Genomic DNA, 22,581 nt, shown 5'->3' with positions numbered 1-22,581 from the left:
TTGTTTGCCTCTTTCCTGTCAAACCCTGTCACCGTTTTTTAAAGATGAAGATTCAGGTTCCCTTAACCATTCGAGGCCTATCGTGAAGGAGCAAAACTGCACCGACGGAGAATGTCTCGATGTCCATGTCAATCAATACAAATACAGCCGCCATGTCGGCTCTTCAGGTCCTGAACCAGACGACGGACCAGCTGAGCAAGACGCAGAACGCCGTGTCCACGGGCAAGAGCGTCAGCTCCGCCTCTGACAGCCCGGCCATTTACGCCATTTCCCAGACAATGAATTCCCAGATTTCGGCTCTGTCCGGTGTCTCGACAGGTCTTCAGTTCGCAGGGCAGGTTCTCAGCACGGCCTCTTCGCAGGCTGGGTCTATCTCGACCGTCCTGAGCAGCATGTCCGAAACGGTCACGAATGCTGCCAATAACGGTGAAGATCAGGATACCCTGAACACCCAGCTAAGCAGCTACCTGTCTCAGATTGACGTAGCCACGTCGAACTCGACCTTCCAGGGTGTGAACCTGCTGTCAGGCTCAACGAGCAGCAGCGTAAAATATACGCAGATCTCTGCTGCTCAGGACATCAATGGCAACCTGTTTACGCTGAATGGTGCTGATGCCACTTCAACCGGCCTGGGCCTGCAAGGACTGAGCACGGATATGAAGGGTGTCACGATCGACACGAGCGCAGTGACAGCTCTGGCAGGTTCTGGCGCGACCGCCACGACATTGACCCTGAAGAACCTGTCTTCTGCTGACAGCAGCAATGCGACAGCATCAAACCCGGCCATCACCACGTCCTTCGTTCTGGACTCAAAGCCGGGCGATACCACTGATGGTGCTGCAACATCTGTCGGAACAGCCATTGCTTCTGGCCTGACAGACACTGCCACCTCCGTGGCAGTCAACAAGGATGGCACGCTGACAATCGCCGATGCCACATCCAAGAAGGCATCTGATGGTACGACGACGTACTCCCTGACCAATGGCGACACCATCACTGCCAAGGCTGATGCCAGTGGCAACATGACCTATAGCGCTGCCAAGGTTGGTGATCTGGATACCAACGGCAATGCGAAAGTTCTGACGCAGGTTGTGGACGTCAACGTCTCGAACGCCTCCACAACCAAGACCACAAGTGACCAGCTTTCAACGCTGGTGACGGCCCTGGGAAACGCCGGTTTCGGCGCCCAGATGGCAAACGACGGCAAGCTGACGATTGCCGGCGGCAATCTCGACGCAGCCGACGCAACAGCCACGACAGGCGCGTCGGTCAGCCTCACAGGGACGACAGGCGCTGCGACAGTAGCGACCACTTCTGGCACGGACGTTGTCCAACTTGCTGTTTCTGGCGCCATCAACAAGATGAGCCGCATTTCTTCCAGCATCGGTGTGGCTTCCAATACCGTTACACAGCTTCAGACGTCCAACAGCACGCTGTCGGATGCCCTGACGACGGGCGTAGGCGCTCTGACGGATGCTGATCTTGCAGCGGAAAGCGCCAAACTGACGTCCTTGCAAACGAAGCAGCAGCTGGCCATTCAGTCGCTCTCGATTGCGAATTCGCAGTCTTCCAACATCATGTCGCTCTTCCGCGGTTGATATCGGGGGGCGCTGGTGAAAGCCAGCGCCCCTTTCTGGACTATTCCAAAAGTTTCCCGTTTCCCGGGAGCCTTTTGAAACAGTCCTTTTGTAAAGGAGCATCATGTCCGTGACCTATGGCATGTCACAATACCAGAACCAGTCCGGCACCTATCTTCCGCCACGAGAAGTGGAAGCCATGGCGTTCAGACACGTTAACGGGCTGCTTTCGGCCGCAAAAACACGCTCAGATCGGCAGGCCGCATTGTCTGCCAATCTCAAACTCTGGGGCATTTTGATGCAAGGGGTCCAGCGGACGGACTGCCCTTTGGACGCAATTCTGCGCAAAGACCTGACGACCGTTGGAACTTGGTCCATGCGATACGCCAATGTTGCACTGAACTCGGATACATCCCTTCAGGCTCTCATTGATATCAACATGGACATGATTGAAGGTCTGTCAGCTTCTGCTGCCCCTTCACCATATGCGGGACCTGCGGCATCCAACGAAACTCGCGCAGCTATTCAAATGGTCGGGTGAAAACTACTCCTTCCATGCCTTTGGCAGGACATGGGAGGTTTTTTCATTCCTGACATACATTGCCTGTCAGGAATGGCAGAGCATCATTTACGGTTATCGCTGCGGTCAATGTCCGGAATGACATGGTCTGGATCAAGCGTTACGGCCTTCACCGGACCATGGGCTTCAAACGTGACCTTCAAATCGCTGGTCTGCCGCCAAGCTTCCGTCGGGATACGGCGGTCCAGCGTTGTTCCGTCCTGATATTCGACGCGTAGAACAACAGGAAGAGGCAGGGTGCCGTAGTTCAGAACCTGTACAGACACAGGGTCTGTTCCTTTCTGCTCCACAGTTCCAACAGCATAATCAGGCGCGGCGTTAGAGAAATACCATCCGCGCCAGAACCATGAGAGATCTTCACCGGCTTCGCTGCTCATCAAGCGGAAAAAATCCGAGGGCGATGGGTGATGAAAAGCCCAGACGGCAATATAGCGACGGAAGGCAGCGTCAAAACGCACAGGCCCGAGAATCTGCTCTCGCAGAAGCTTCAACCCGTAAGCCCCTTTGAAATAGACAACGCTATGGCGGTAGGTTTCAGAGACCTCGTCTGCCCCTGCCATCAGGTTAGGTGCTTTTGAATCCGTCAGGACAGGAACGATATCCTGTGCGGGATTGCCAGTTTTCGGAGCAAATTCCGGGTCGCGCTTTGGCGCGAATTCCCCGTTGTGAAAATGATCTGACGCATACGCATCGATAAAGGTATTGAACCCTTCATCCATGAACGGATTACGCCGCTCATCAGAACCCACAATCATCGGGAACCAGTCATGGCCCAACTCATGCGTCGTGATCCAGAAGAGCTCCGGGTCCCGGTCACTCATGCCGTCAAACACGATACCCGGATATTCCATTCCGGCTCCGTGCCCGCCCAGATTGACGGCATTTGGCCATGGATATTCGTACCACTGAGACGAAAAATACTCGATGGCGTGTTTGACGTATTCCGTTGATCGGTCCCATCCATGCGGGCCAATGCCTTCGCGGGGATAGACGGACATCGCCAGCCGCGGAACCGGACGATAATTGGCCCAGGGCGCAACCGGCGGCAGGTTAATACGAGCAGCATCCCAGAGGAACGCCGGCGATGCCGTAAAGGCCACGTCGCGGCTATTGCGCATAACATAATGCCAGGACACTTCCCCAGACTGCCTGAGATGGCTTTTCGGGTCTGTCACGTCATCAATGGTCCGGATCATGACGCGATTGTCGCTCTGGGCCGCCTGAGCCAGTCGCGCACGCTCGGTTGTCGTCAGGGTCTGCTCCGGATTCAGGAGTGCCCCGGACCCGACGACCGTGAAGTTCCACGGAACAGTGACTGTGTAATCGAAATTTCCATATTCCAGATAAAACTCCTGCCCGAGATAGGGCAGAGTGTTCCATCCCGCGCGGTCATCATACACGCTCAGGCGCGGGTACCATTGAGCAATCTCGTAAATTTCGCCTTCGCGAGACGGGGTGACAGCTGTACGACCTCCCCACTCTCCGGGGATTGTATAGTGCCATTCGATTTTAATGACTGCGACGCCATGAGCATCCAGAGCTCGGGGCAGTCGAAGCTGCATCCGGGTGTCGGTAATCAGCGGCGTGACATCAACTTCATGGCCGCCCTGCACAATGGAAACACGCTCGATTTCCATGCCGGAAGTATGACCACCCGACGGGAATTTACCCCAGAACGAGGCCCGTGAGTCTGGACGATAGAGGTTCTGTTCAAGCTGAACCCACAGAACGTCCAGCGTTTCCGGGCTGTTGTTGCTGTATGTGACGGTTTCGGCCCCATGCAGGACATGCGCCTGCGTGTCGATACGGGATCGGATGACGTAATCCGTTCGGTTCTGCCAGTATTGTGGTCCGGGCAGACCAGAGCCTGAACGATAAACGTTCGGGGCATCAGGCAGTGTCAGTGGAGCAAAAACCGGAGCCGGATCAGAGAGGGTTTTGGCCGAAAGAGCGGCCGGAACCAGCGCGCCTCCCAGAAGGGGTAAGAGAAAAAGGCGTACGCGCATCCGGGCTATGATCTCCGCTCTCGTTAGTTCCTACCCCGTTATAATATCACCTAGGCCACCCAGATAAGATGCCAGATCCACTTTCAGAGGCATAAGATAGGCATTGTCGTTCTTTTCGCGCACCAGCGTCAGCATCTGGCGCGCAAGATGGACGTTGCCTTCAAGAGTATCGTCATAGTCTTTGGGGAACACCACATGGTTAACGCGCTCCCAGTATCGGCGGGATCGTTCGCCCAAGACGGGTGAAACGCCCCAGAACACCGTATCGTCCCGCAACCAGTCCATGGAGAGCTGGAGCATGTGCAGATCAAACAGCGGTTGAGTAAAGAAACCGCAGGCCCCGGCGTCTTTCTTCCGGGCGATATCTTCTAGCTCCAGCCAGGGAGCCCGGCGGTAAGGGTCAAATACCGCGTAAATATCCAGATGCGGCGCTTCCTTGCGATACCGCGTAATGATTTCCGCAGAAGTGTTAGGATAGGAAACTCGATCACTTCCCGCCGGCAGTGGATCGCCTGCCACCACAAGCACGGATTTCAATTCTGGACGATCTGCACCCGGAAGAGGTGCTCCAGGAGCAATATCGATTGCCCGAATATGCGGAATCACATCCATGCCTGACCGACGGTTAACCTGTGCAGCAGCATCGTCACTGCGCAGGTCGAAACGGATCAGGTCCGGAATATTCAGAAGACCAACCTGCGGAAGCACTTTCTGTACCACCGCAACATCATCAAACAGCGCGTCTTCCGAGCGGGGAACAAGTTCAACAGAGACACGCATCAGAGGGCTTCACCCTTGCTTTGCCCCTGTGTAACGCGCGCAGCCTGAAGCGTATTGTGCAGGAGGCAGGCGATGGTCATTGGGCCAACGCCACCCGGAACAGGCGTAATATGGCCTGCAATCGGGAGCGCCTCCTCAAAAGCAACATCTCCCACAAGTCGTGTCCGGCCTTCAGGCGTCGGGACGCGCGTAATACCAACGTCAATGACGGTGGCGCCCGGCTTGATCCAGTCTCCGCGAACAAGACCATGCTTGCCAGTTGCCACAACCAGAATGTCTGCCTCACGTGCCAGTGCTCGTGTGTCCCGCGTATGGATATGCGCGACCGAGACCGTGCAGTTCTGCTTCAACAGAAGCTGCGCCATGGGCTTTCCAACCAGACTGGACGCCCCGATCACCACAGCATGCTTGCCCGTCATGTCCTTATGGACAGACTGTAGCAGCATAAGACATCCCAGCGGCGTGCAGGGGACGAGCCCGTCAATGCCCAGAGACAGGCGCCCGGCATTTACTTCACCCAGCCCGTCGACATCCTTATGCGGCGCGATCGCATTCGTCACGACAACCGGATCAATCTGGGGCGGCAACGGAAGCTGGACGAGAATACCGTGAATCTGCGGGTTCGCGTTCAGCTGTGCAAGGAGCTCCAGAAGCTCTTCCTGCTTCGTGCTTTGCGGCAGCATATGCATGAAGGAGCGCATGCCTGCACGGTGCGTCTGAATGGCTTTGTTCTTCACATAGACTTCAGATGCAGGATCGTTGCCGACCAGAACAACCGCCAGACCCGGCACTGCATTGCCCTGCTCGATAAAGCTGGAAACTTCACGGCCGATACGGTCTGTCAGAGACCGGGCAATACCTTTGCCATCTATGAGTTTGCCGGCCAGTTCAGGGGGAAACGTGCTCATGGGCTCTCCGGATGGCAACAGGCTGCAGTTTCAGTTACGATTCAGGCTACAGCCCGCGTCGTGCGCAGGAAAAGGATGGTTTTATGTCCGAGGAAATACGCAAGAACTTCGCCAGTGACAATGTTACCCCCATCTGCCCTGAAGTCATGGCAGCCTTGCTGGCCGCCAATGAGGGCAGTGTTGGATCTTATGGAGCGGATGATCTTACCCAATCTTTGAACAAACGGTTTGGGGACCTCTTCGAGACGGAAGTGGCTGTTTTCCCGATCGCGACTGGAACTGCCGCCAACAGTATCGCGCTTTCCGCGCTGGTCTTACCTTACGGAGCCGTGCTGTGCGACCAGAGCGCCCATATCAACACGGACGAAGGTGGCGCTCCGGAATTCTACATGCACGGCGCCAAGCTCGTCTGCATACCGTCCGCAGAAGGAAAGCTGGACCCGGCGACACTGCCTGCCGTTCTCAGAAATAATGAGGAAAGCGGTATTCTCAGCCCTGTCATTCAGGCCCTGTCACTCACACAGGCGAACGAATGGGGACTTGTCTATAGTCTGGAGGAGTTGGCCGCACTGACGCGCATCGCACACGACCATGGCCTGAGTGTGCATCTTGATGGCGCGCGCCTGGGGAATGCCGTGGCCCATCTTGGCTGCTCTCCAGCAGACGTGACGTGGAAAGCAGGTGTGGATGTTCTGAGCTTCGGGGGCACCAAGGCTGGCGCAATGGCGGCTGAAGCCGTGGTTTTTTTCCTCAATGACCGGACGCGTCCACTGGTTAAAGAGTTCCTGCGGCGCATCAAACGCAGTGGCAATCTGTGGTCCAAGCATCGTTTCCTGAGTGCGCAGCTTCACGCATTGCTGGAAAACGATGTGTGGCTCCGGAACGCTGCGCATGCCAACCAGATGGCCCAGCGCCTCGTCGATGGGCTTCGTCGCCATCCGGCAGCCCAGATGCCTTATGAACGGCAGAGCAACGAGGTTTTCGTCATTCTGCCAGATCTGGTTCTGAAAGATCTGGAAGCTGTGGGCTACACATTCTACCGCTGGCCTACACCCGAAGACGTCTCTGGCACACTGATCCGTCTGGTCACGAGTTACTACACCCGGCCAGAAGATGTGGACGCGCTGCTTGCCGAAATTGCAGCCTGAACCAGCATTTACAGATTAGACATTGATCCGGGCGTTGTTGTCCGGATCAATGTCCTTCTAGTGAAGACGATCAGCCAGCTTTGGATTTCAGGGCCGCATCGATTTCTAACGCCAGGCGCGCCATGGTGATGGCCCCGTCCCGGCTTCCCGCGCCACAGATGAAACGAGCCGGATGTGCAAAAACTGCATCCGGAACGCCCGAAACGGCCGCTAGCGCAGTTTTTTCCAGCCCACCCCAGGCTTCCGGCAAAGAAACGCGCTGCCCGAAATCGCCGCGCACAGGGGGAATGGCCTTCACGTTCCATTGCTCCGGGCCTGCTGGAGAGACAACATAAACAACCGGAAGATCCCGCTCGAAAATGACCTTTTCCGTGGGCATTCCCGTTTCCATGACAAGGATGCGCTTGTCTTCCGCAGCCTCGTAAGCTTCCACAACGCGGTTAGCGGCCTTGAGGCTGGCCCGTACACGGTCAACCATATTGACCAGATGGGATGCGACGGCCGTTGCCGCATTCGCAAACCCTAAAGCTTCACGCTTTTTGGCTTCCTGCGCTCCGTACAACTCCGCAGTATCCCATGCCGGGCTGCACGCAGAAACAATGTCCGCAAGAGACAACTTGCCCATCTTGGCCACGCCATTGTCATCCTGATCAACAGGAATGATCAGGGACTTGTCGAGCGACTGCCAGATGGCGGCAACCATGTCCTCGGTCACCGGTGTGGTGACGATATTGCGGATGGCAGCGTGACCGTAGTCCTTCCACAACAGACCCGCAGCGCTATACGGCGTCCCGTCATCACGCAGGGGCTTGTCCTTCATGTGATGGTCATACCGCCCGATGGACGGATCAAAGATACCGCCGACATCAAAAACGATATCGGCTTCTGCAATACGCTCCGGCGACCGGGTGCGAACAAACTGCAGGCGGTCGTCTGCGTCCTCACCAAGCACACGGCCACGCAGGCTGCCTTCCGGCGAAAGAGCGTAGTGAAGAATGGCGTAACCCAGCGTCTCGTCGGCATGGAAATTGCCCGAATGGGTCAATGCCTTGACGGTTCTGGCTTCTTTTCCGAGACCAATTGGGGTGTGTTCTGACATCTGTACGGACCTGCTGACGGCAAAGGGGTGGTTTCTGATTGTGCCTTCTCATGCCGCACCCCCCAGCCCCAGACAACAAACTTCGTCAGAAACATGCAGAAAATGCGTTGTTTTCCACTCCATCGAAACAGTGAATCACGCCGTCCATGCATTTCGATGGCGTTGCCATAATCCGTGCTATGTAAGGCCGAATGGAAACAAAGCTCCCCATTCCGCTCGCCGTTCTCGTCGGCATCCAGACCCCTGACGTCGATGACGTCGCACACGAAGCCAGCCTGGAAGAACTGGGGAGACTGGTCAAAACGCTTGGCTATGACGTCATCGGGTCCGTCTCGCAAAAGCGCGAAGGTACGGGTGCTGCGTCGCTCCTTGGTGCTGGCAAGCTGGAAGAGCTCGCAGACATTACCGGCGGCCGCGGGATCATCACACCGATGGTCAAGACCCCGATGACAAAAGCCCGCAAACGCTTTGAGGGCACCGTTGAAGCATCAGAGCCTGATGAAGAAGACTCAGATGGCCCCCGCAAGCCAGAATTCGTCATTGTTGACCACGAACTGACGCCCAGTCAGATCCGCAATCTCGAACGCGCTACCGGCGCGCAGGTGCTGGATCGTACGGGTGTCATTGTTGAAATTTTCCATCGTCACGCCAACACCCGCGAAGCAAAGCTTCAGGTGGAGATGGCGCGGCTGAAATACGTTGCTCCACGTCTGCGGGAATCTTCGAATGGCGGCGGCAGACAGCAGGGGCCTGGCGCTGGTGAAACCAATCTGTCGCTTGATCGTCGCAAGATCCGGGACCGCCTTGCCGAGCTGAAAACCCAGCTTGAAGCCGTGCAACGCGATAGCGATAACCGGCGTTCTGCACGGCGGGATCAGCTCCGCGTCGCTCTGGTGGGGTACACCAATGCTGGCAAGTCCTCCCTGATGCGCGCGCTCACCGGTAGCGAAGTTCTGGTACAGGACAAGCTCTTCGCCACCCTCGATACGACAGTCCGGACGCTTCAGCCCGAGACACGTCCGCGTATTCTTGTGTCCGACACGGTGGGCTTCATCAAACAGCTCCCCCATGATCTGGTCGCCTCGTTCCGCTCCACGCTGTCTGAAGCGCTGGAAGCGTCCCTACTGCTATTTGTCGTAGATGCCTCGGACCCGACTTATGAAGCACAGCTTGAGGTTAGCCGCAGCGTTCTGCATGAAATCGGGGCGGATGTTGTGCCGTCCCGGCTTGTTCTGAACAAAATGGATAAGGTGGATGAGGCCCGGCGCGCTGAACTGCTGGAAAAGCATCCCGACGCCATTCCCTTGTCTGCCCATCGACCAGATGACGTCAGCGCTTTACGGGAAAGCCTGATTGCCTTCTTCGAGACAAAGATGGTCGATGATGTTCTGGTACTGCCCTACTCGAAACAGGGACTGATCGGCGAGATTTACGAAAGCGCCCGCGTCCTGTCCGAAGATCATGACGAGACAGGTCGTATTCTGAAAATCCGGGGCCTGCCAGGTGCCATTGCACGGTTGCACCGAAGTCTCTCGGGAAAATAAAGGCCCGTACTGCCCATACTTACCGAGCAGGAAAGACATTCCACAAAAAAGGCCACCATCTCGTTAAAGATGGTGGCCCAATGTTGTTACTGCGCTTTTGAGGGCAACAGCTTCAAGACGCAAAGACTTTGGAAATTGCAGCCTGAGCCTCGTCCTGAATGGCCTTCAGGTGCTCTGGGCTTTTGAAGCTCTCGGCATAGATTTTGTAAACATCTTCCGTGCCGGACGGACGGGCTGCGAACCAGCCGTTTTCCGTCACAACCTTTAGGCCGCCGATCGCCGCGCCATTGCCCGGTGCTTTCGTCAGCTTGGCAATGATCTTGTCACCAGCCAGTTCTTCAAGCGGGAACTGCTCAGGCGCCAGCTTGCTGAGCTTGGCCTTCTGCTCCGGGTTTGCCGCTGCGTCGATCCGCGCATAGTACGGCGTTCCGAGGCGAGCGATGATCTCATGGTAGTGCTGGCTTGGATTCTTGCCCGTCTTGGCTGTGATTTCCGCAGCAAGAAGGCCGAGAATGAGACCGTCCTTGTCGGTCGTCCAGACTGAGCCATCACGACGCAGGAAGGTTGCGCCTGCGCTTTCCTCGCCGCCGAAGCCCAGCGAGCCATCCATCAGGCCCGGTACGAACCATTTCAGACCCACTGGCACTTCAACCAGCTTGCGACCCATATCCGCGACAACGCGATCAATCAGACCACTGCTCACCAGCGTCTTGCCGACACCGAGATCAGGCTTCCAGTCCGGGCGGTTCTGGAACAGGTACGAAACCGCCACAGCCAGATAATGGTTTGGGTTCATGAGGCCATCCGGCATGGCAACGATGCCATGACGGTCTGCATCCGTGTCATTGGCGAACGCGACGTCGAAATCCTGGCCCATCTTGATGAGACGCGCCATGGCGTAGGGCGAAGAACAGTCCATACGGATCTGCCCGTCCCAGTCTGCCGTCATGAACGCAAACTGCGGGTCCACGACATCACTGACGATCGTAGCATTCAGGCCGTACTTCTCAACAATCGGCTTCCAGTAGCCAACGGCAGCGCCACCCAGCGGATCAATACCAATCTTCACGCCCGCATCACGGATGGCCGCCATGTCGATGACGTTTTCCAGATCAGCCACATACGGCGTGACGTAATCATAACGCTTGATGGACGGTGCGTTCTTGGCTTCGTCGTAAGGCAGGCGCTTTACGTCCTTCAGGCCGTTCGCCAGCAGCTCATTCGCCATGTCCTGAATGGCTTTCGTCACGGCTGTATCCGCCGGGCCACCATTCGTCGGATTGTACTTGAAGCCACCATCCGTCGGCGGGTTATGGGATGGCGTGACAACCACACCATCTGCCAGGCCCGTTGTGCGGCCTTTGTTGTAGGTCAGAATGGCGTGGGAAATGACGGGCGTCGGCGTGTAGCCATCGTTCTGGTCAATGCGGACATCAATGCCGTGGGCCGCGAAAACCTCAATGGCCGAGCGCTGTGCCGGGGCCGACAGGGCGTGCGAGTCAATGCCAATGAAGAGCGGTCCATCAATCCCCTCCGCCTTACGATACCGACAGATTGCTTCACAGATCGCGAGGATATGACCTTCGTTGAAGCTGGTATGGAAAGACGAACCACGATGTCCGGAAGTCCCGAACGAAACACGCTGGGTCGGGATGGAGACGTCCGGCTTACGATCATAATAAGCGGCAACCAGGGCCGATATATCCGTCAACTGCGACTGATCGAGCGTTTTTCCGGCGAGGGGGCTGATATTGGCCATTAATCCAAAATCCTTAACAGATCCGCGTTTTAAGCGACCGTAACGCACGAACGCCAATTGCGGCTGAGAAAAACTTATCTCGGGCCTTCTGTCCAGTTACAGAACTCTCACGCCCTGCCCTGTGGCGAGCATAAAAAAAGCGGGGAGACACCTGTCCCCCCGCTCTGTTTCGTAAAACCGGATACGAGAATTACTGGAGATCGTCGCCGGAGCTGCCATCATCCGAACCATCAGGCGAGACAGCAACAAAGAGCTGCTGCCCGTCACGCAGGATGCGTAGCAGAGGGGGCTGCTTGCGAGACAGAGCGTCACGCACCTGGGCCACCACAGCCTTCGGAGACGGCGTGACGTGATTTCCCACGGCCACAATAATGTCGCCGGGGCGAATGCCAGACTGGTCAGCCGGAGAACCCTGAACAACGTCAGCAACGACGGCGCCCTGCACGCTGTCATCCAGGCCCAGTTCCTGTCGCGCGCGCGGCGTCAGGGATGCCAGAGACACACCAAGCTTGCCCGCACCGGCGGACTGGCTGCTATCCGTCCCCCCACTGCCATGGTCCTGATTGGCGAGGTTGCCCACCGTGAACTTCACATCCATCGGCTTACCATCACGCAGCAGGTTCACTGTAGCGTCTGTTCCGGGCGCAATGGAGACGACCTTCACAGCCAGATCATGACCATTCTTCACCGGATGGCCATTCAGCGTAAGGATCACGTCACCGCTCTTGATGCCGGCTTTTTCAGCCGGGCTTCCCTTGGACACGGAAGCCACCAGCGTTCCATGCGGGGGAGCGCCCGGCTCCGGGGACTTCAGGTTCAGGGCCTGTGCCATCGTCGGAGAGATGTCCTGCCCTTCGATGCCGAAATAGCCACGCGTCACATGACCGGTCTTTTCAAGCTGATCAACAACGGAGCGCACGGTGTTGGACGGGATGGCGAAGCCGATACCGATTGAACCACCACCGTTCGGCGAAATGATCATGGAATTGATGCCCACGACCTTGCCGTCCTGCGTGAACAGCGGGCCACCGGAGTTGCCGTGATTGATCGGCGCATCAACCTGGATGAAGTCGTTATACGCGCCGGAATGCAGATCACGGCCCAGAGCCGAGACGATACCTGCCGTCACGGTTCCGCCAAGACCGTAGGGATTGCCGACGGCAACGACCCATTCGCCCGGCTGGACATCGTCAGAATCACCGAGGTCAATGAACGGCAGTTTGCCTGTTGGCTTTACACGCAGAAGAGCCACGTCCGTCTTCGGATCACGGCCAATGATCTTGGCCTGCAATGTGGTCCCGTCATCCAGCGTGACCGTCACCTTCGTGGCGCCATTCACAACATGGTTGTTGGTCACGACATAACCATCAGCCGAGATGATGAAGCCTGATCCGCGAGCTTCCACCGTGCGGTTCTGCTGCTGTTGCTGCGGCATCATCTGGAACGGGAAGGGAAACGGGAAAGGCGAGCCCTGCATTCCGCCGCCATCACCGCCTGGGCCATTCTCTTCCTGCTCGGCAACATCGGCCTTGATGTGTGCCGTGATGGAAACAACGGCAGGCTTCACCTGCTTCACAAGAGTGACGAAGTTGGGCAGCGCCTGAACATTGGTTTGCGGCTTGATGGCTCCGTTATCCGCCATGGCAGCGGGAGCGGCGACCAGAAAGGTCGTGGCAGCGAGGGCAGCAAGGGAAGCGCGGAAGCGTGTGGTCATGTCAGTCCCGATTGTTACAGAAGAACGGTTCGGTCGTTATAAGTCCGCACTATGCACTGCGTTCCCATTCACCAAGCTGACCGGGAGGTGAAACATCCGTAAGTCTTTGTTTGTCACCCTTTCCGCAGCCGCTGGAAGAATGTTCTGAGCTGAAGAGCAGCTTCCCGTTCGCGTAGTCCGCCGATCACTTCCGGCCTGTGCAAACAGGTCGGCCGTTCAAACACACGCGGACCATGTTCGACCCCGCCACCTTTGGGATCATAAGCACCGAACACGACACGCTCGCACCTGAAATGCACAATGGCGCCCGCGCACATCGGGCAGGGTTCCAGCGTGACAACAAGCGTACATCCTGTCAGTCGCGGAGAACCAAGCTTCACTGCTGCGGCACGCATGGCCAACAGTTCAGCATGGGCCGAGGCGTCATACAGTTCCTCTACGCGGTTACGCGCCACGGACACGACATCTCCCGACGCATCCAGCACCACTGCCCCCACAGGAACTTCACCCTGTCGGGCCGCTTCGTCTGCGGCATCAAGAGCCATCTGCATGGCGCGGCTTGTAACGGCCTGAATCATGATGCGATGATGGGGTGTATGACCACCGCCCGTCCATCCCCTTCCCGGAACACAGCTCCGCTCATTGGTCTTACACTCGATCATGAGCCTGGCGGTCCGGGGCAATTTTCTCGATATCCTTATCATGCCTTGCGAGAAAATTATCTCACGGCCCTCAGTGACGCTGGCGGCTTACCAGTCTGCCTGGGGTATGTGGGTAACGCGGACGCGATGGTAGAGCGCCTGGACGCCCTCGTTATTACTGGCGGCGCGTTTGACGTTGATCCTGCGCTGTATGGGGAAGAGCCTCATCCTCTGACCACCCCCCGCCCTGTGAGAACGTCCGCTGAGCTTGCCCTTCTGCGTGCTGCGCTCAAGCAGGACATTCCTGTTCTGGGAATCTGCGGCGGCATGCAACTTATGGCCGTGAATGCGGGGGGGACGCTGATCCAGCATCTTCCACCCGAACTGGAACACGAGCAGCCCAACCCGCGCCATGAACCCGGACATACGGTTTCCCTGGTGGCTGGCACCCGCCTAGCCCGCATTGCTGACACCGAGATCATGCATGTCAATTCCTCCCACCATCAGGCTGTGCGGACGGCAGGAAGGGCAAAAATCTCGGCTGTTGCGGCGGACGGTGTGATCGAAGCAATCGAACTGGACGACGCAAAATTCGCCATTGGTGTACAGTGGCATCCTGAATTCACCCTCGACCCCGGCGACCGTCGCCTGTATGCGGCGCTGGTGGAGGCAGCAGCACGATGACCGAAGAACTTAACCCGACCCCTGAAACATCCGACGGCCCAAGAGGCGAACGCATCGCGAAGTTCCTTGCGCGCGCTGGCGTTGCCAGCCGTCGTGACGTGGAACGCATGATCGAAGACGGCCGGATCAAGATGGACGGCCAGCCCGTCACGCATCCCGCAACATTTGTTCAGCCGGGTGATATCGTGCTGGTTGACGGTAAGCCCGTGGATAATCCCGAGCGTACCCGTCTGTGGCGTTATCACAAGCCTGACGGCCTTCTGACCACGCATCGTGACCCGCAGGAACGCCGGACAGTTTTTGACTCACTGCCTGAGGGAATGCCGCGGGTTATCAGCGTCGGCCGACTGGATATCAATTCCGAAGGTCTGCTGCTGCTGACAAACGATGGCGAACTGGCACGTCGTCTGGAGCTGCCCGGCAATGCCTGGGTCCGCCGTTACCGTGTGCGCGTCTTTGGCATGGTGGACGAGAGACGTCTGGCCTCTCTGGTCGATGGTTTTGAATTTGAAGGCATCCGTTACGGCTCGATCGAAGCCGAACTGGATTCCGTCAAGGGTGACAACTCCTGGCTGACCGTCTCTTTGCGTGAAGGCAAAAACCGTGAAATCCGTCAGGTCATGCGCGGCCTGAACCTGCATGTGAGCCGTCTGATCCGTCTGTCGTATGGTCCGTTTCAGCTCGGCTCCCTGAAGGCGCGTGAGCTTGAGGAAGTCAACGGTAAGACGCTGCGTGAGCAGATCCCCGATCTACCTGCTCCGACCCGCAAGCGGACCCGCTGATTCATGCGGATTGTTGGCGGAGAGAACAAGGGCCGTGCACTTATGGCCCCACGGGGAGAAGGGACGCGCCCTACATCTGATCGGACGCGGCAGGCCATCTTTGACATGCTGGCTCATGCCCCGTGGTACGGGCATGATGAGCTTGAAGAGGCCATTGTTCTGGACGGTTATGCCGGGACAGGGGCGATGGGCCTGGAAGCCCTGTCTCGAGGGGCTCAGCGCGCATCTTTCATCGAGCGGGACCGCAATGCCCTGAACGCCCTGCGCGCCAATCTCGATATCTGTCGCGCTCGGGACATCTCCCGTGTGCTGAGTTGCAGCGTGACGCATCCGCCCCGCGCGACAGAGCCGCATACGCTGATTTTCCTGGATCCACCTTACGGGAAAACACTGGTCGAATCGGGTCTGCGCGCTCTGGCACGAGGGGGCTGGATTGCTGAAGGTGCACTGATCGTTGCAGAGACGGGAGCGACTGAAGATTTTGCCCCGTTTGTGCCACCTTCTGAACACTTTTCCCCCACACTTCCTGCCGAGCCACTCGTGATCCGGAAATTCGGCGCGGCAAAGGTGACCATCTGGCGACATTCATCCACTGTTCCTTAATTTTCCTACTGTATTCAGTGGCCTGTCAGGTATAATTCAGTCTTGATCTGAAAGCCGTAATCCAGAAAACCGACGGGGTGACGAGACTTGGCCGTGTTCAGCCGTTCGACCAGCACAGTGCGCAACATCGTTCGTGAAGCACACGACCGTCACATGACACCAAAGCTCCGGAGTGCGCTGAACGCCCGCCTCATGGAGCTTCTGGGACTGGGCTTTCTGATTGCGGCTGTTGCCATCGGCATCGCGCTGTGGAGCTTCAACCCGCACGATCCGTCGTTTAACACGTCCACGGGAACAGAACCGACGAACCTTCTGGGCCGGACCGGCGCCACTATTTCGGATGGTCTGGTGCAGTGGCTGGGCCTAGGAAGCGGTCTGCCGATTGTCGTGCTGCTGGCCTGGGCCTGGCGTATGGTCCGCCATCACGGCATGAGCGCACCCATCGTCCGGATTATTGCTGCACTTCTGCTTCTTCCAGCCGGCGCCACGTTCATTGGCACGCTCCAACTGCTTATTCCTGGGCTTGAAGTGGCCTGGCCGACAGCGGCTGGTCTGGGCGGCGAAATGGGCGTGTCCTGTGCTCATCGTCTGCTTGACGCCGCACATGCTGAAGCCGGCTCAGCAGGCAGTGCACTGGCAGTGTTTCTTGTTCTGCTCCTGATGGGCATTCTGATGCCACTTGCCATGGGGCTTCAGTGGCGCGAATGGCGCGCCATGGGACAGGGCGCCGCATTGCTGGCCCGCCAGCCCGTGGCCCTCGCCCGACGCATGAACGGCCCGCAGACATCCGATCGTCCTGCTCCGGACCCGCGTCAGTACGAATTCCAGCGCGGCAATACGGGAAGCAGCCCTGCACCAGATGCAGCGCCCCTGTCTTTTCTGCGTCGCAGCTTTGGCAAGAGCGACCCAAGCACGCGCCCGTCTCCTTTCGTGCCGCAGAATACGGGCTGGATGCAGCCTCCCATGGAAACGGCGGAGGATCCTTACGAGCATCCGGCAGTCATGCGGAAAGAAGCTGCCAGTGCCGCGGCCCCAGATCCGCAGGTGCCGGAAGAGGAAGAAGCGCCGTCCAACCCTTATGCGGAACGACTGGCGCAGATTGCCCGCCAGAGGAATGTTCAAACGATCCAGCGTTCGCATGTTGAAGACGATGCGGATGAAGATGGACCGCAGAGCAGCATCGAGCCGCCTGCACCAGAGCCGGAACAGCGCCGCAGCCTCTTTGGAATGCGTCGTCCTGAGCGCCCGGCTCAGCCACAACCTGCTGCCCGCCCGATGCCACCGCGCACCCCCGCAGCAACAGGCTGGGAACTTCCCCCGCTGTCTCTGCTGAACCCACCGCCTGCACACGCCTCCACAGGCCCCTCGCAGGAAACACTTCAGTCCAATGCACGACTGCTGGAAAGCGTTCTGGCGGATTACGGCGTTCAGGGCACGATTGGCGACATTCACGCAGGCCCGGTTGTCACGCTTTATGAGCTTGAACCTGCTCCGGGTATCCGATCTTCACGTGTGATCGGTCTGGCGGATGACGTGGCGCGGTCCCTCTCCGTTCTCAGTGTTCGTATCGCGACGGTGCCGGGCCGGAATGTCATTGGTATCGAGGTTCCGAACGCCAAGCGCGAGATGGTGTTCTTCTCAGAACTGCTTACGACGCCGGAATGGACCAATGGCGTGGGCCGCCTCCAGATTGCGCTGGGCAAGGATATTGCTGGCGTTCCGGTCTATACGGACCTGGCAAAAATGCCGCACCTTCTGGTCGCTGGTACGACTGGATCGGGTAAGTCTGTCGGTATTAACTCCATGATCCTGTCACTGCTCTATCGGCTTAGCCCGGAAGAGTGCCGTCTGATCATGATTGATCCCAAGATCTTGGAACTGTCGATTTACGACGGAATTCCGCATCTTCTGACCCCAGTGGTGACGGAACCGGCAAAGGCTGTCAGTGCTCTCAAGTGGACCGTGCAGGAGATGGACCGTCGCTATCGTCTGATGGCGCAGCTTCAGGTTCGTAATATCAACGGCTACAACGAACGCGTCAGCCAGCTTCGGGCATCCGGGGAGATGGTGACCCGCCGCGTTCAGACCGGCTTTGACCCTGAGACAGGCAAACCCGTCTTTGACGAACAGCAGGTTCCGCTGGAAAACCTGCCGTATATCGTTGTGGTGATTGACGAAATGGCTGACCTGATGATGGTCGCTGGCAAGGAAATCGAGACGGCGGTGCAGCGTCTTGCGCAGAAGGCGCGTGCTGCTGGTATTCACGTCATCATGGCAACGCAGCGTCCGTCTGTTGACGTGATTACCGGCACCATCAAGGCCAACTTCCCAACCCGTATTTCCTTCCAGGTCATTAGCAAGTTCGACAGTCGCACCATTCTGCAGGAACAGGGTGCCGAGCAGCTTCTTGGTCAGGGTGACATGCTATTCATGCAGGGCGGCGGCCGCATTACGCGTGTCCATGGCCCGTTTGTGGCGGATGATGAGGTCGAAGAAGTCGTGGCAGATCTGCGCTCCAAGGGCGATCCGATCTACAACGATGACGTTGTCTCCGGGGAAGATGAAGAAGGTGGCTCCTCCGGTGGCGGCATGAGCAGCGGCGGAAGCGGTGGAGATGGAGAGGGCAGCCTGTTCGAACAGGCCGTAGACATTGTCATGACGGAAGGTCGCGCCTCGACCAGCTTTATCCAGCGCCATCTTTCGATCGGGTATAACCGCGCAGCGAAGCTGATTGACCAGATGGAAAAGGAAGGCATCATCGGGCCAGCCAACCATGTGGGCAAACGTGAAATTCTAGCCCGTCGTCCGGCATCCCATGAGGACTGACAAACGCAGGAGCCGCGGTGAAACTCCCCCCTCCCCTGCCCCGCGTGGTATTTTTTATCTGGGGCAGGATCTTCCTGTTCTGCTGGAAACATCGCGCTTCCTGATCCTGAACAAACCCGCCGGGCTGGCTGTTCACCCCGGCCCATCCACTCAGGATTCCGTAGAGACACGCCTCGTGACCCATCCACGCGGAGGGCCTTGGCTGGCCCACCGCCTTGATGCGGATACATCCGGCTGCCTGCTGATTGCACGCCGCAAGACAGCTCTGATCGAAGCCCAGAATGCTTTTCAGGCGCGCCAGGTCCGCAAACTGTACTGGACCGTTGTTGAAGGCGTCCCAACTCAGCAGGAAGGCGAAATTTCCGCCCCCCTACTCAGACATTCGATGCCCTCAGGCTGGCGTATGATTGTGGACCCGAAAGGCGATGCTGCCACCACACGGTGGCGCGTTCTGGGCCAAGCAGGCAGCCGAAGCTGGCTGGAGCTGGAACTTCTGACAGGACGTACCCATCAGGCCCGCATCCATTGTGCCCATCTCGGGACACCGATTGTGGGTGACCGGGTTTACGGCTCAGAAAATGCAGGAGGCCTGCATCTTCTGGCTCGTAGCCTTCACGTACCGCTCGCTGAAGAAACCCTCGACGCTGTTGCGCCGCCCGCCCCAGCCATGGCCGAGGCGCTGCGCCATTTAGGATGGGACGGTCAGTCCTGAACGATACGGATGGTTCCGGAGACATCCCGGAGCGTGACATGGTCTTTCCCGTCACCGACCTTTCCACTTGCTGTAATCTTCCGGGATTCACTTGAGACAAGGCTCGGTTTCTCCCACGGACCAACATTCACAGCCAGACCCAGTGACTGCTCAAGGGGAAAGTCTTTCTGCGAACGTCCCTGACGAAGCTGGATGTCGAAGGTACCACCAAAACCCTTCGGCAAGTGAAGCGTGATATCGCCGGACGCAGATTCCAAAAGCACAGTGCGCGCATTGGGTGCTGAGGTCAGGGTGATGTCCTGATCGCCGCTGGAGCTCTTGGCCGTGACGTCCCCGGCTGCTTTCTCAAGATGTGCGTCACCGCTCACGGTCATCAGCATCGCAGCCCCAGCTGCCCCGGCAACAGTGATATCGCCGCTAACGGACTTGATCTGAAGCGCCCCCTGAATCTGACCAATCTGGGTATCGCCACTAACCGTTGTGACGGATACGGGGCCATTGGATGATGAAACGTCCGTATCACCACTGACACTTCGGATGGACAGTGGCCCGGAAGAGGTTTTGACTTCTACATCCCCACTGATGGTGGAAATGATCCCCCCTTCCGGCAGGGTTGCGTAGGATAGATCTTCGCTGGATGTGCTCTGACTGAGCGGAGCAGCGAGCGCGCTGGAAGTCAGGCAGGTTGCAGCAAGCAGCACAGGGAAAACGGTACGGAAAACAGGCATTGTATTCGCTTTCTTTGGCATCAGAAGGAGTTGGATGATGCAACCGGGCGGTTCATCAATGCTGCATACATTCCACGCACGACGGCCCAGGCGGTGAGAATACCCCATGTCAGGGTCAGTCCCCACGGCACGACCATGAAGACCAGACCAAGGCCACCCGTGATGGCACCAAGCCCTGCGACCATCAGGTGAATCAGGCCAATAACTGTCAGCGCAAATGCACCGTACCAGAACAGTCTGATCTGCCAGTCCAGCTGGGCACGTTTCAGGCCAGTTGCGGAGCGGCGCGCTACATGGGCGAGTGTTACGCCCACGAATGCCGTAATTCCTGTAAAGAAGCCGGCGAGATACAGCGCATAAATCAGCAGGACGTAGTCACGGCCCGTATCCTGTCGGGCGGCTCCATAACCGGACATCGTCGTGGTGTACATGAATGAACTCCTCTGGAGGATGATCCTCAACAGAATAGCTCATGCAGAAACTGTGCCAGTTCCTGATTTTCCTACCAGCCTGCCTTACCACTCAATGCAAGACAGGCTGAGAATGGCGTAATTCGCCAGTTTATTCGCCAAGCGCCCGGAAGCGATCAGGCAGCGGCCCCTGGCCCTGCGTCAGGGACCGTACGCCATAAAACAGCGACACGAGCAGAGCGATGTTCCACAGAGCAAAAATACCAATCGGAATCAGGAACAGGAGCTGTCCTGGCCCGGAGCTTCCCGGAGGTTCAGTAATGAAGCAGGCGCCGAAAAGAGCAGCGCACCCAATAATAAAGGCAACGTCATACCAGAACAAACGAATAAGCCAGCTCAGATGGGTTCGGACCACCCCGTGGCTGGAACCTTTCAGGACATAAGCGAGGATTACTCCTGCCAGAAGGGAGATACCTGTGAAAAACCGGGCGATATACAGCCCATAAACAAGGAGAACGCCTCCACGACCCGGACCTTCGGACGAGAGAGAAAAATTGGTCATGACAGCCTCCTTCAGCTGATCCCCTTTATAGCAGAAACGTCCGACCAAAGGCCGAACGTTTCTATCGGGCAGAATATGTTTTGGGAAATTAGCGGCCGAGCTTGCGCAGCTTTGTGCCCTGCATCAGTCGCTTCTCGATAACGGCCAGAGACATGCCCTTTGTTTCTGGCACGAACAGGATTGTCAGCAGCAAAAACAGCGCATTCAGGCCTGCGAAGAGCCAGAATGTTCCGCCCGTTCCAATGGCCTTCATAAGCGACAGGAAGCTCACACCCACCAGAAGATTGGTCATCCAGTTTGTGAATGTTGACATCGCAATACCGAAATCGCGACCGCCAAGAGGCTGAATTTCCGCACAGAGAACCCACATCAGCGGGCCAGCAGACATCGCAAATCCGGCACAGAAGATCATCAGCAGGAACACGGCTGCAATCTGGGAAGACTGCGTTGTCATGCCGCCCTGAAGCAGCATGGCAAGCACGCCCATTCCAATCGCCATGACCGTGAAGCCAGCATACAGGATTGGCTTACGGCCCCAGCGATCCACAAGACCAACTGCCACAAATGTTGCCAGCATGTTGACCAGGCCGATAATGGCCGTGCACCACATCTGGGAATGCGCATCGAAATGAGCCGCCGCCAGGATATTCGGGGCGTAATACATCACGATATTGATGCCCGCGAGCTGCTGCATCGCCTGCAACATGATGCCAAGAGCGACAGAACGACGGAAATTGCTGTTCGTGCGGAAAAGCTTGAAGCCTTCCTGCTTGGTTTCAAGCTGTTCACGAATGGCGCGAATTTCCTTGGCAGCCTCCAGCGGGTCATTCCGCAGGTCCACGAGGATCTCGCGGGCTTCCTTGTGACGTCCCTGCATAATCAGCCAGCGCGGGCTGTATGGCAGAAACAGAACGCCAATCAGAAACAGGACCGCAGGAATACCTGCGACACCGAACATCCAGCGCCAGTTTTCACTGTAGGAAAAATAGGTGTCTGACAGGAAGGCAACGAAAATACCGACTGTCACCATCAGCTGGTAGGTCGAGACCATGGCGCCACGAGACTCTTCGCTGGCGATTTCCGACAGGTATAACGGCGCCGTAAAGGCTGAAATACCCACCGCAATTCCCATGATGACGCGGAAGACAATGATGGATGGCAGAGACCATCCCATCGCACAGCCCAGTGTTCCAACCACGAACACTGCTGCGCCAAGAATAAGGGATCGCTTGCGGCCAAGATGATGGGAAAGCCAGCCTGCACCAAGAGCACCAGCGGCGGCACCTGCCATCATGGAACTTACGACCCATTCCAGCGCCAGCGTAGACGCATGGAATTCCTGACCGATCAGATCCAGAGCACCCGCAACAACACCGATATCCAGACCGGACATTAACCCTGCGAGGGCGGCAATCACTCCAATGGCGATGATCTTGAACCGTGTTGGATCAAAAACAGATGTTCCACTGTTATCTGGCTGGATGATCTCTTCGGTCCTGGCCTGATCCGTCATGCTTG

Annotated in this window: 20 protein-coding genes; 9 read left to right on the top strand and 11 right to left on the bottom strand. The window is 57.5% G+C overall.

Annotation, left to right across the window (positions count from 1 at the left end; all coding sequences use genetic code 11):
- Positions 1-125 precede the first annotated feature (125 nt).
- Both KP708_RS01575 and KP708_RS01570 read left to right on the top strand, forming a co-directional pair.
- Positions 126-1,598: a flagellin gene (locus KP708_RS01575; protein WP_252347335.1), complete on the top strand. Its 1,473-nt coding sequence runs from the start codon at positions 126-128 to the stop codon at positions 1,596-1,598.
- A gap of 103 nt (positions 1,599-1,701) precedes the next feature.
- On the top strand, positions 1,702-2,118 hold the full coding sequence (locus KP708_RS01570) for a flagellar biosynthesis regulator FlaF (protein ID WP_249206640.1): 417 nt from the start codon (positions 1,702-1,704) through the stop codon (positions 2,116-2,118).
- A gap of 83 nt (positions 2,119-2,201) precedes the next feature.
- Here the strand turns inward: KP708_RS01570 and KP708_RS01565 are convergent, their stop codons facing one another.
- Genes KP708_RS01565 through folD form a run of 3 tightly spaced genes read right to left on the bottom strand, consistent with a single transcriptional unit; the run spans position 2,202 to position 5,851 of the window.
- Entirely contained in the window at positions 2,202-4,163 is a 1,962-nt protein-coding gene (locus tag KP708_RS01565; RefSeq protein ID WP_215749982.1) for a M1 family metallopeptidase, read from the bottom strand.
- A 30-nt stretch (positions 4,164-4,193) separates the two neighbouring features.
- Positions 4,194-4,943: a methylenetetrahydrofolate reductase gene (locus KP708_RS01560; RefSeq protein WP_215749980.1), complete on the bottom strand. Its 750-nt coding sequence runs from the start codon at positions 4,941-4,943 to the stop codon at positions 4,194-4,196.
- Positions 4,943-5,851 carry a bifunctional methylenetetrahydrofolate dehydrogenase/methenyltetrahydrofolate cyclohydrolase FolD gene (gene folD, locus KP708_RS01555; protein ID WP_086633491.1) on the bottom strand — a complete coding sequence of 303 codons (909 nt, stop codon included), beginning with the start codon at positions 5,849-5,851 and terminating at the stop codon, positions 4,943-4,945. The genes KP708_RS01560 and folD overlap by 1 nt, the downstream gene beginning before the upstream one ends.
- A gap of 83 nt (positions 5,852-5,934) precedes the next feature.
- On the opposite strand from folD, the gene KP708_RS01550 reads away from it, so the two are divergent.
- Positions 5,935-6,999 carry a low specificity L-threonine aldolase gene (locus tag KP708_RS01550; protein WP_215749978.1) on the top strand — a complete coding sequence of 355 codons (1,065 nt, stop codon included), beginning with the start codon at positions 5,935-5,937 and terminating at the stop codon, positions 6,997-6,999.
- 70 nt (positions 7,000-7,069) lie between these two features.
- Here KP708_RS01550 and KP708_RS01545 read toward each other — a convergent pair whose 3' ends face one another.
- Positions 7,070-8,098 (bottom strand): MYG1 family protein, encoded by a 1,029-nt coding sequence (locus tag KP708_RS01545; protein WP_215749976.1) that lies wholly within the window; start codon positions 8,096-8,098, stop codon positions 7,070-7,072.
- A gap of 191 nt (positions 8,099-8,289) precedes the next feature.
- Here KP708_RS01545 and hflX point away from each other — a divergent pair, with 191 nt between their 5' ends.
- The gene (hflX, locus tag KP708_RS01540; protein WP_215749975.1) at positions 8,290-9,642 is read left to right on the top strand and encodes a GTPase HflX; all 1,353 of its coding nucleotides are present in this window, start codon (positions 8,290-8,292) and stop codon (positions 9,640-9,642) included.
- Positions 9,643-9,754: 112 nt separating this feature from the next.
- On the opposite strand, the gene pgm is transcribed toward hflX, so the two are convergent.
- From pgm to KP708_RS01525, 3 genes are all read right to left on the bottom strand, one after another.
- Complete coding sequence (gene pgm / locus KP708_RS01535) at positions 9,755-11,401, bottom strand: phosphoglucomutase (alpha-D-glucose-1,6-bisphosphate-dependent) (RefSeq protein ID WP_215749973.1); 1,647 nt, start codon at positions 11,399-11,401, stop codon at positions 9,755-9,757.
- A 190-nt stretch (positions 11,402-11,591) separates the two neighbouring features.
- A complete protein-coding gene (locus KP708_RS01530) occupies positions 11,592-13,115 on the bottom strand; it encodes a Do family serine endopeptidase (protein ID WP_215749971.1) in 1,524 nt (507 codons plus the stop codon).
- Between the two features lie 113 nt (positions 13,116-13,228).
- Positions 13,229-13,693, bottom strand: coding sequence for a nucleoside deaminase (locus tag KP708_RS01525; RefSeq protein ID WP_215749969.1), 465 nt, complete (start codon positions 13,691-13,693; stop codon positions 13,229-13,231).
- Between the two features lie 6 nt (positions 13,694-13,699).
- Between KP708_RS01525 and KP708_RS01520 the strand changes: the two genes are divergently transcribed.
- From KP708_RS01520 to KP708_RS01500, 5 genes are all read left to right on the top strand, one after another.
- On the top strand, positions 13,700-14,440 hold the full coding sequence (locus KP708_RS01520) for a gamma-glutamyl-gamma-aminobutyrate hydrolase family protein (protein ID WP_215749967.1): 741 nt from the start codon (positions 13,700-13,702) through the stop codon (positions 14,438-14,440).
- Positions 14,437-15,222, top strand: a complete 786-nt coding sequence (locus KP708_RS01515; RefSeq protein ID WP_046900642.1) for a pseudouridine synthase — start codon at positions 14,437-14,439, stop codon at positions 15,220-15,222. The genes KP708_RS01520 and KP708_RS01515 overlap by 4 nt, the downstream gene beginning before the upstream one ends.
- A gap of 3 nt (positions 15,223-15,225) precedes the next feature.
- Complete coding sequence (gene rsmD / locus KP708_RS01510) at positions 15,226-15,825, top strand: 16S rRNA (guanine(966)-N(2))-methyltransferase RsmD (protein WP_064274599.1); 600 nt, start codon at positions 15,226-15,228, stop codon at positions 15,823-15,825.
- A gap of 117 nt (positions 15,826-15,942) precedes the next feature.
- Complete coding sequence (locus tag KP708_RS01505) at positions 15,943-18,651, top strand: DNA translocase FtsK (protein WP_215750118.1); 2,709 nt, start codon at positions 15,943-15,945, stop codon at positions 18,649-18,651.
- Positions 18,641-19,363 carry an RluA family pseudouridine synthase gene (locus KP708_RS01500; RefSeq protein WP_215749965.1) on the top strand — a complete coding sequence of 241 codons (723 nt, stop codon included), beginning with the start codon at positions 18,641-18,643 and terminating at the stop codon, positions 19,361-19,363. The genes KP708_RS01505 and KP708_RS01500 overlap by 11 nt, the downstream gene beginning before the upstream one ends.
- Here the strand turns inward: KP708_RS01500 and KP708_RS01495 are convergent.
- From KP708_RS01495 to KP708_RS01480, 4 genes are all read right to left on the bottom strand, one after another.
- Positions 19,354-20,091, bottom strand: a complete 738-nt coding sequence (locus tag KP708_RS01495) for a DUF4097 family beta strand repeat-containing protein (protein ID WP_215749963.1) — start codon at positions 20,089-20,091, stop codon at positions 19,354-19,356. The two genes, KP708_RS01500 and KP708_RS01495, sit on opposite strands and share 10 nt — an antisense overlap.
- 20 nt (positions 20,092-20,111) lie before the next feature.
- Positions 20,112-20,522 carry a hypothetical protein gene (locus KP708_RS01490; protein WP_099211614.1) on the bottom strand — a complete coding sequence of 137 codons (411 nt, stop codon included), beginning with the start codon at positions 20,520-20,522 and terminating at the stop codon, positions 20,112-20,114.
- Positions 20,523-20,652: 130 nt separating this feature from the next.
- Entirely contained in the window at positions 20,653-21,063 is a 411-nt protein-coding gene (locus KP708_RS01485) for a hypothetical protein (protein WP_211500470.1), read from the bottom strand.
- Between the two features lie 88 nt (positions 21,064-21,151).
- Positions 21,152-22,576 (bottom strand): sugar porter family MFS transporter, encoded by a 1,425-nt coding sequence (locus tag KP708_RS01480; RefSeq protein ID WP_252347334.1) that lies wholly within the window; start codon positions 22,574-22,576, stop codon positions 21,152-21,154.
- Positions 22,577-22,581: the final 5 nt, after the last annotated feature.

The organism is Gluconobacter sp. P5H9_a (genome assembly GCF_018812085.1).
Lineage (GTDB): Bacteria > Pseudomonadota > Alphaproteobacteria > Acetobacterales > Acetobacteraceae > Gluconobacter.
The sequence above is the reverse complement of the archived record's forward strand: the minus strand, read 5'-3'. Positions and strand labels throughout refer to the sequence as shown.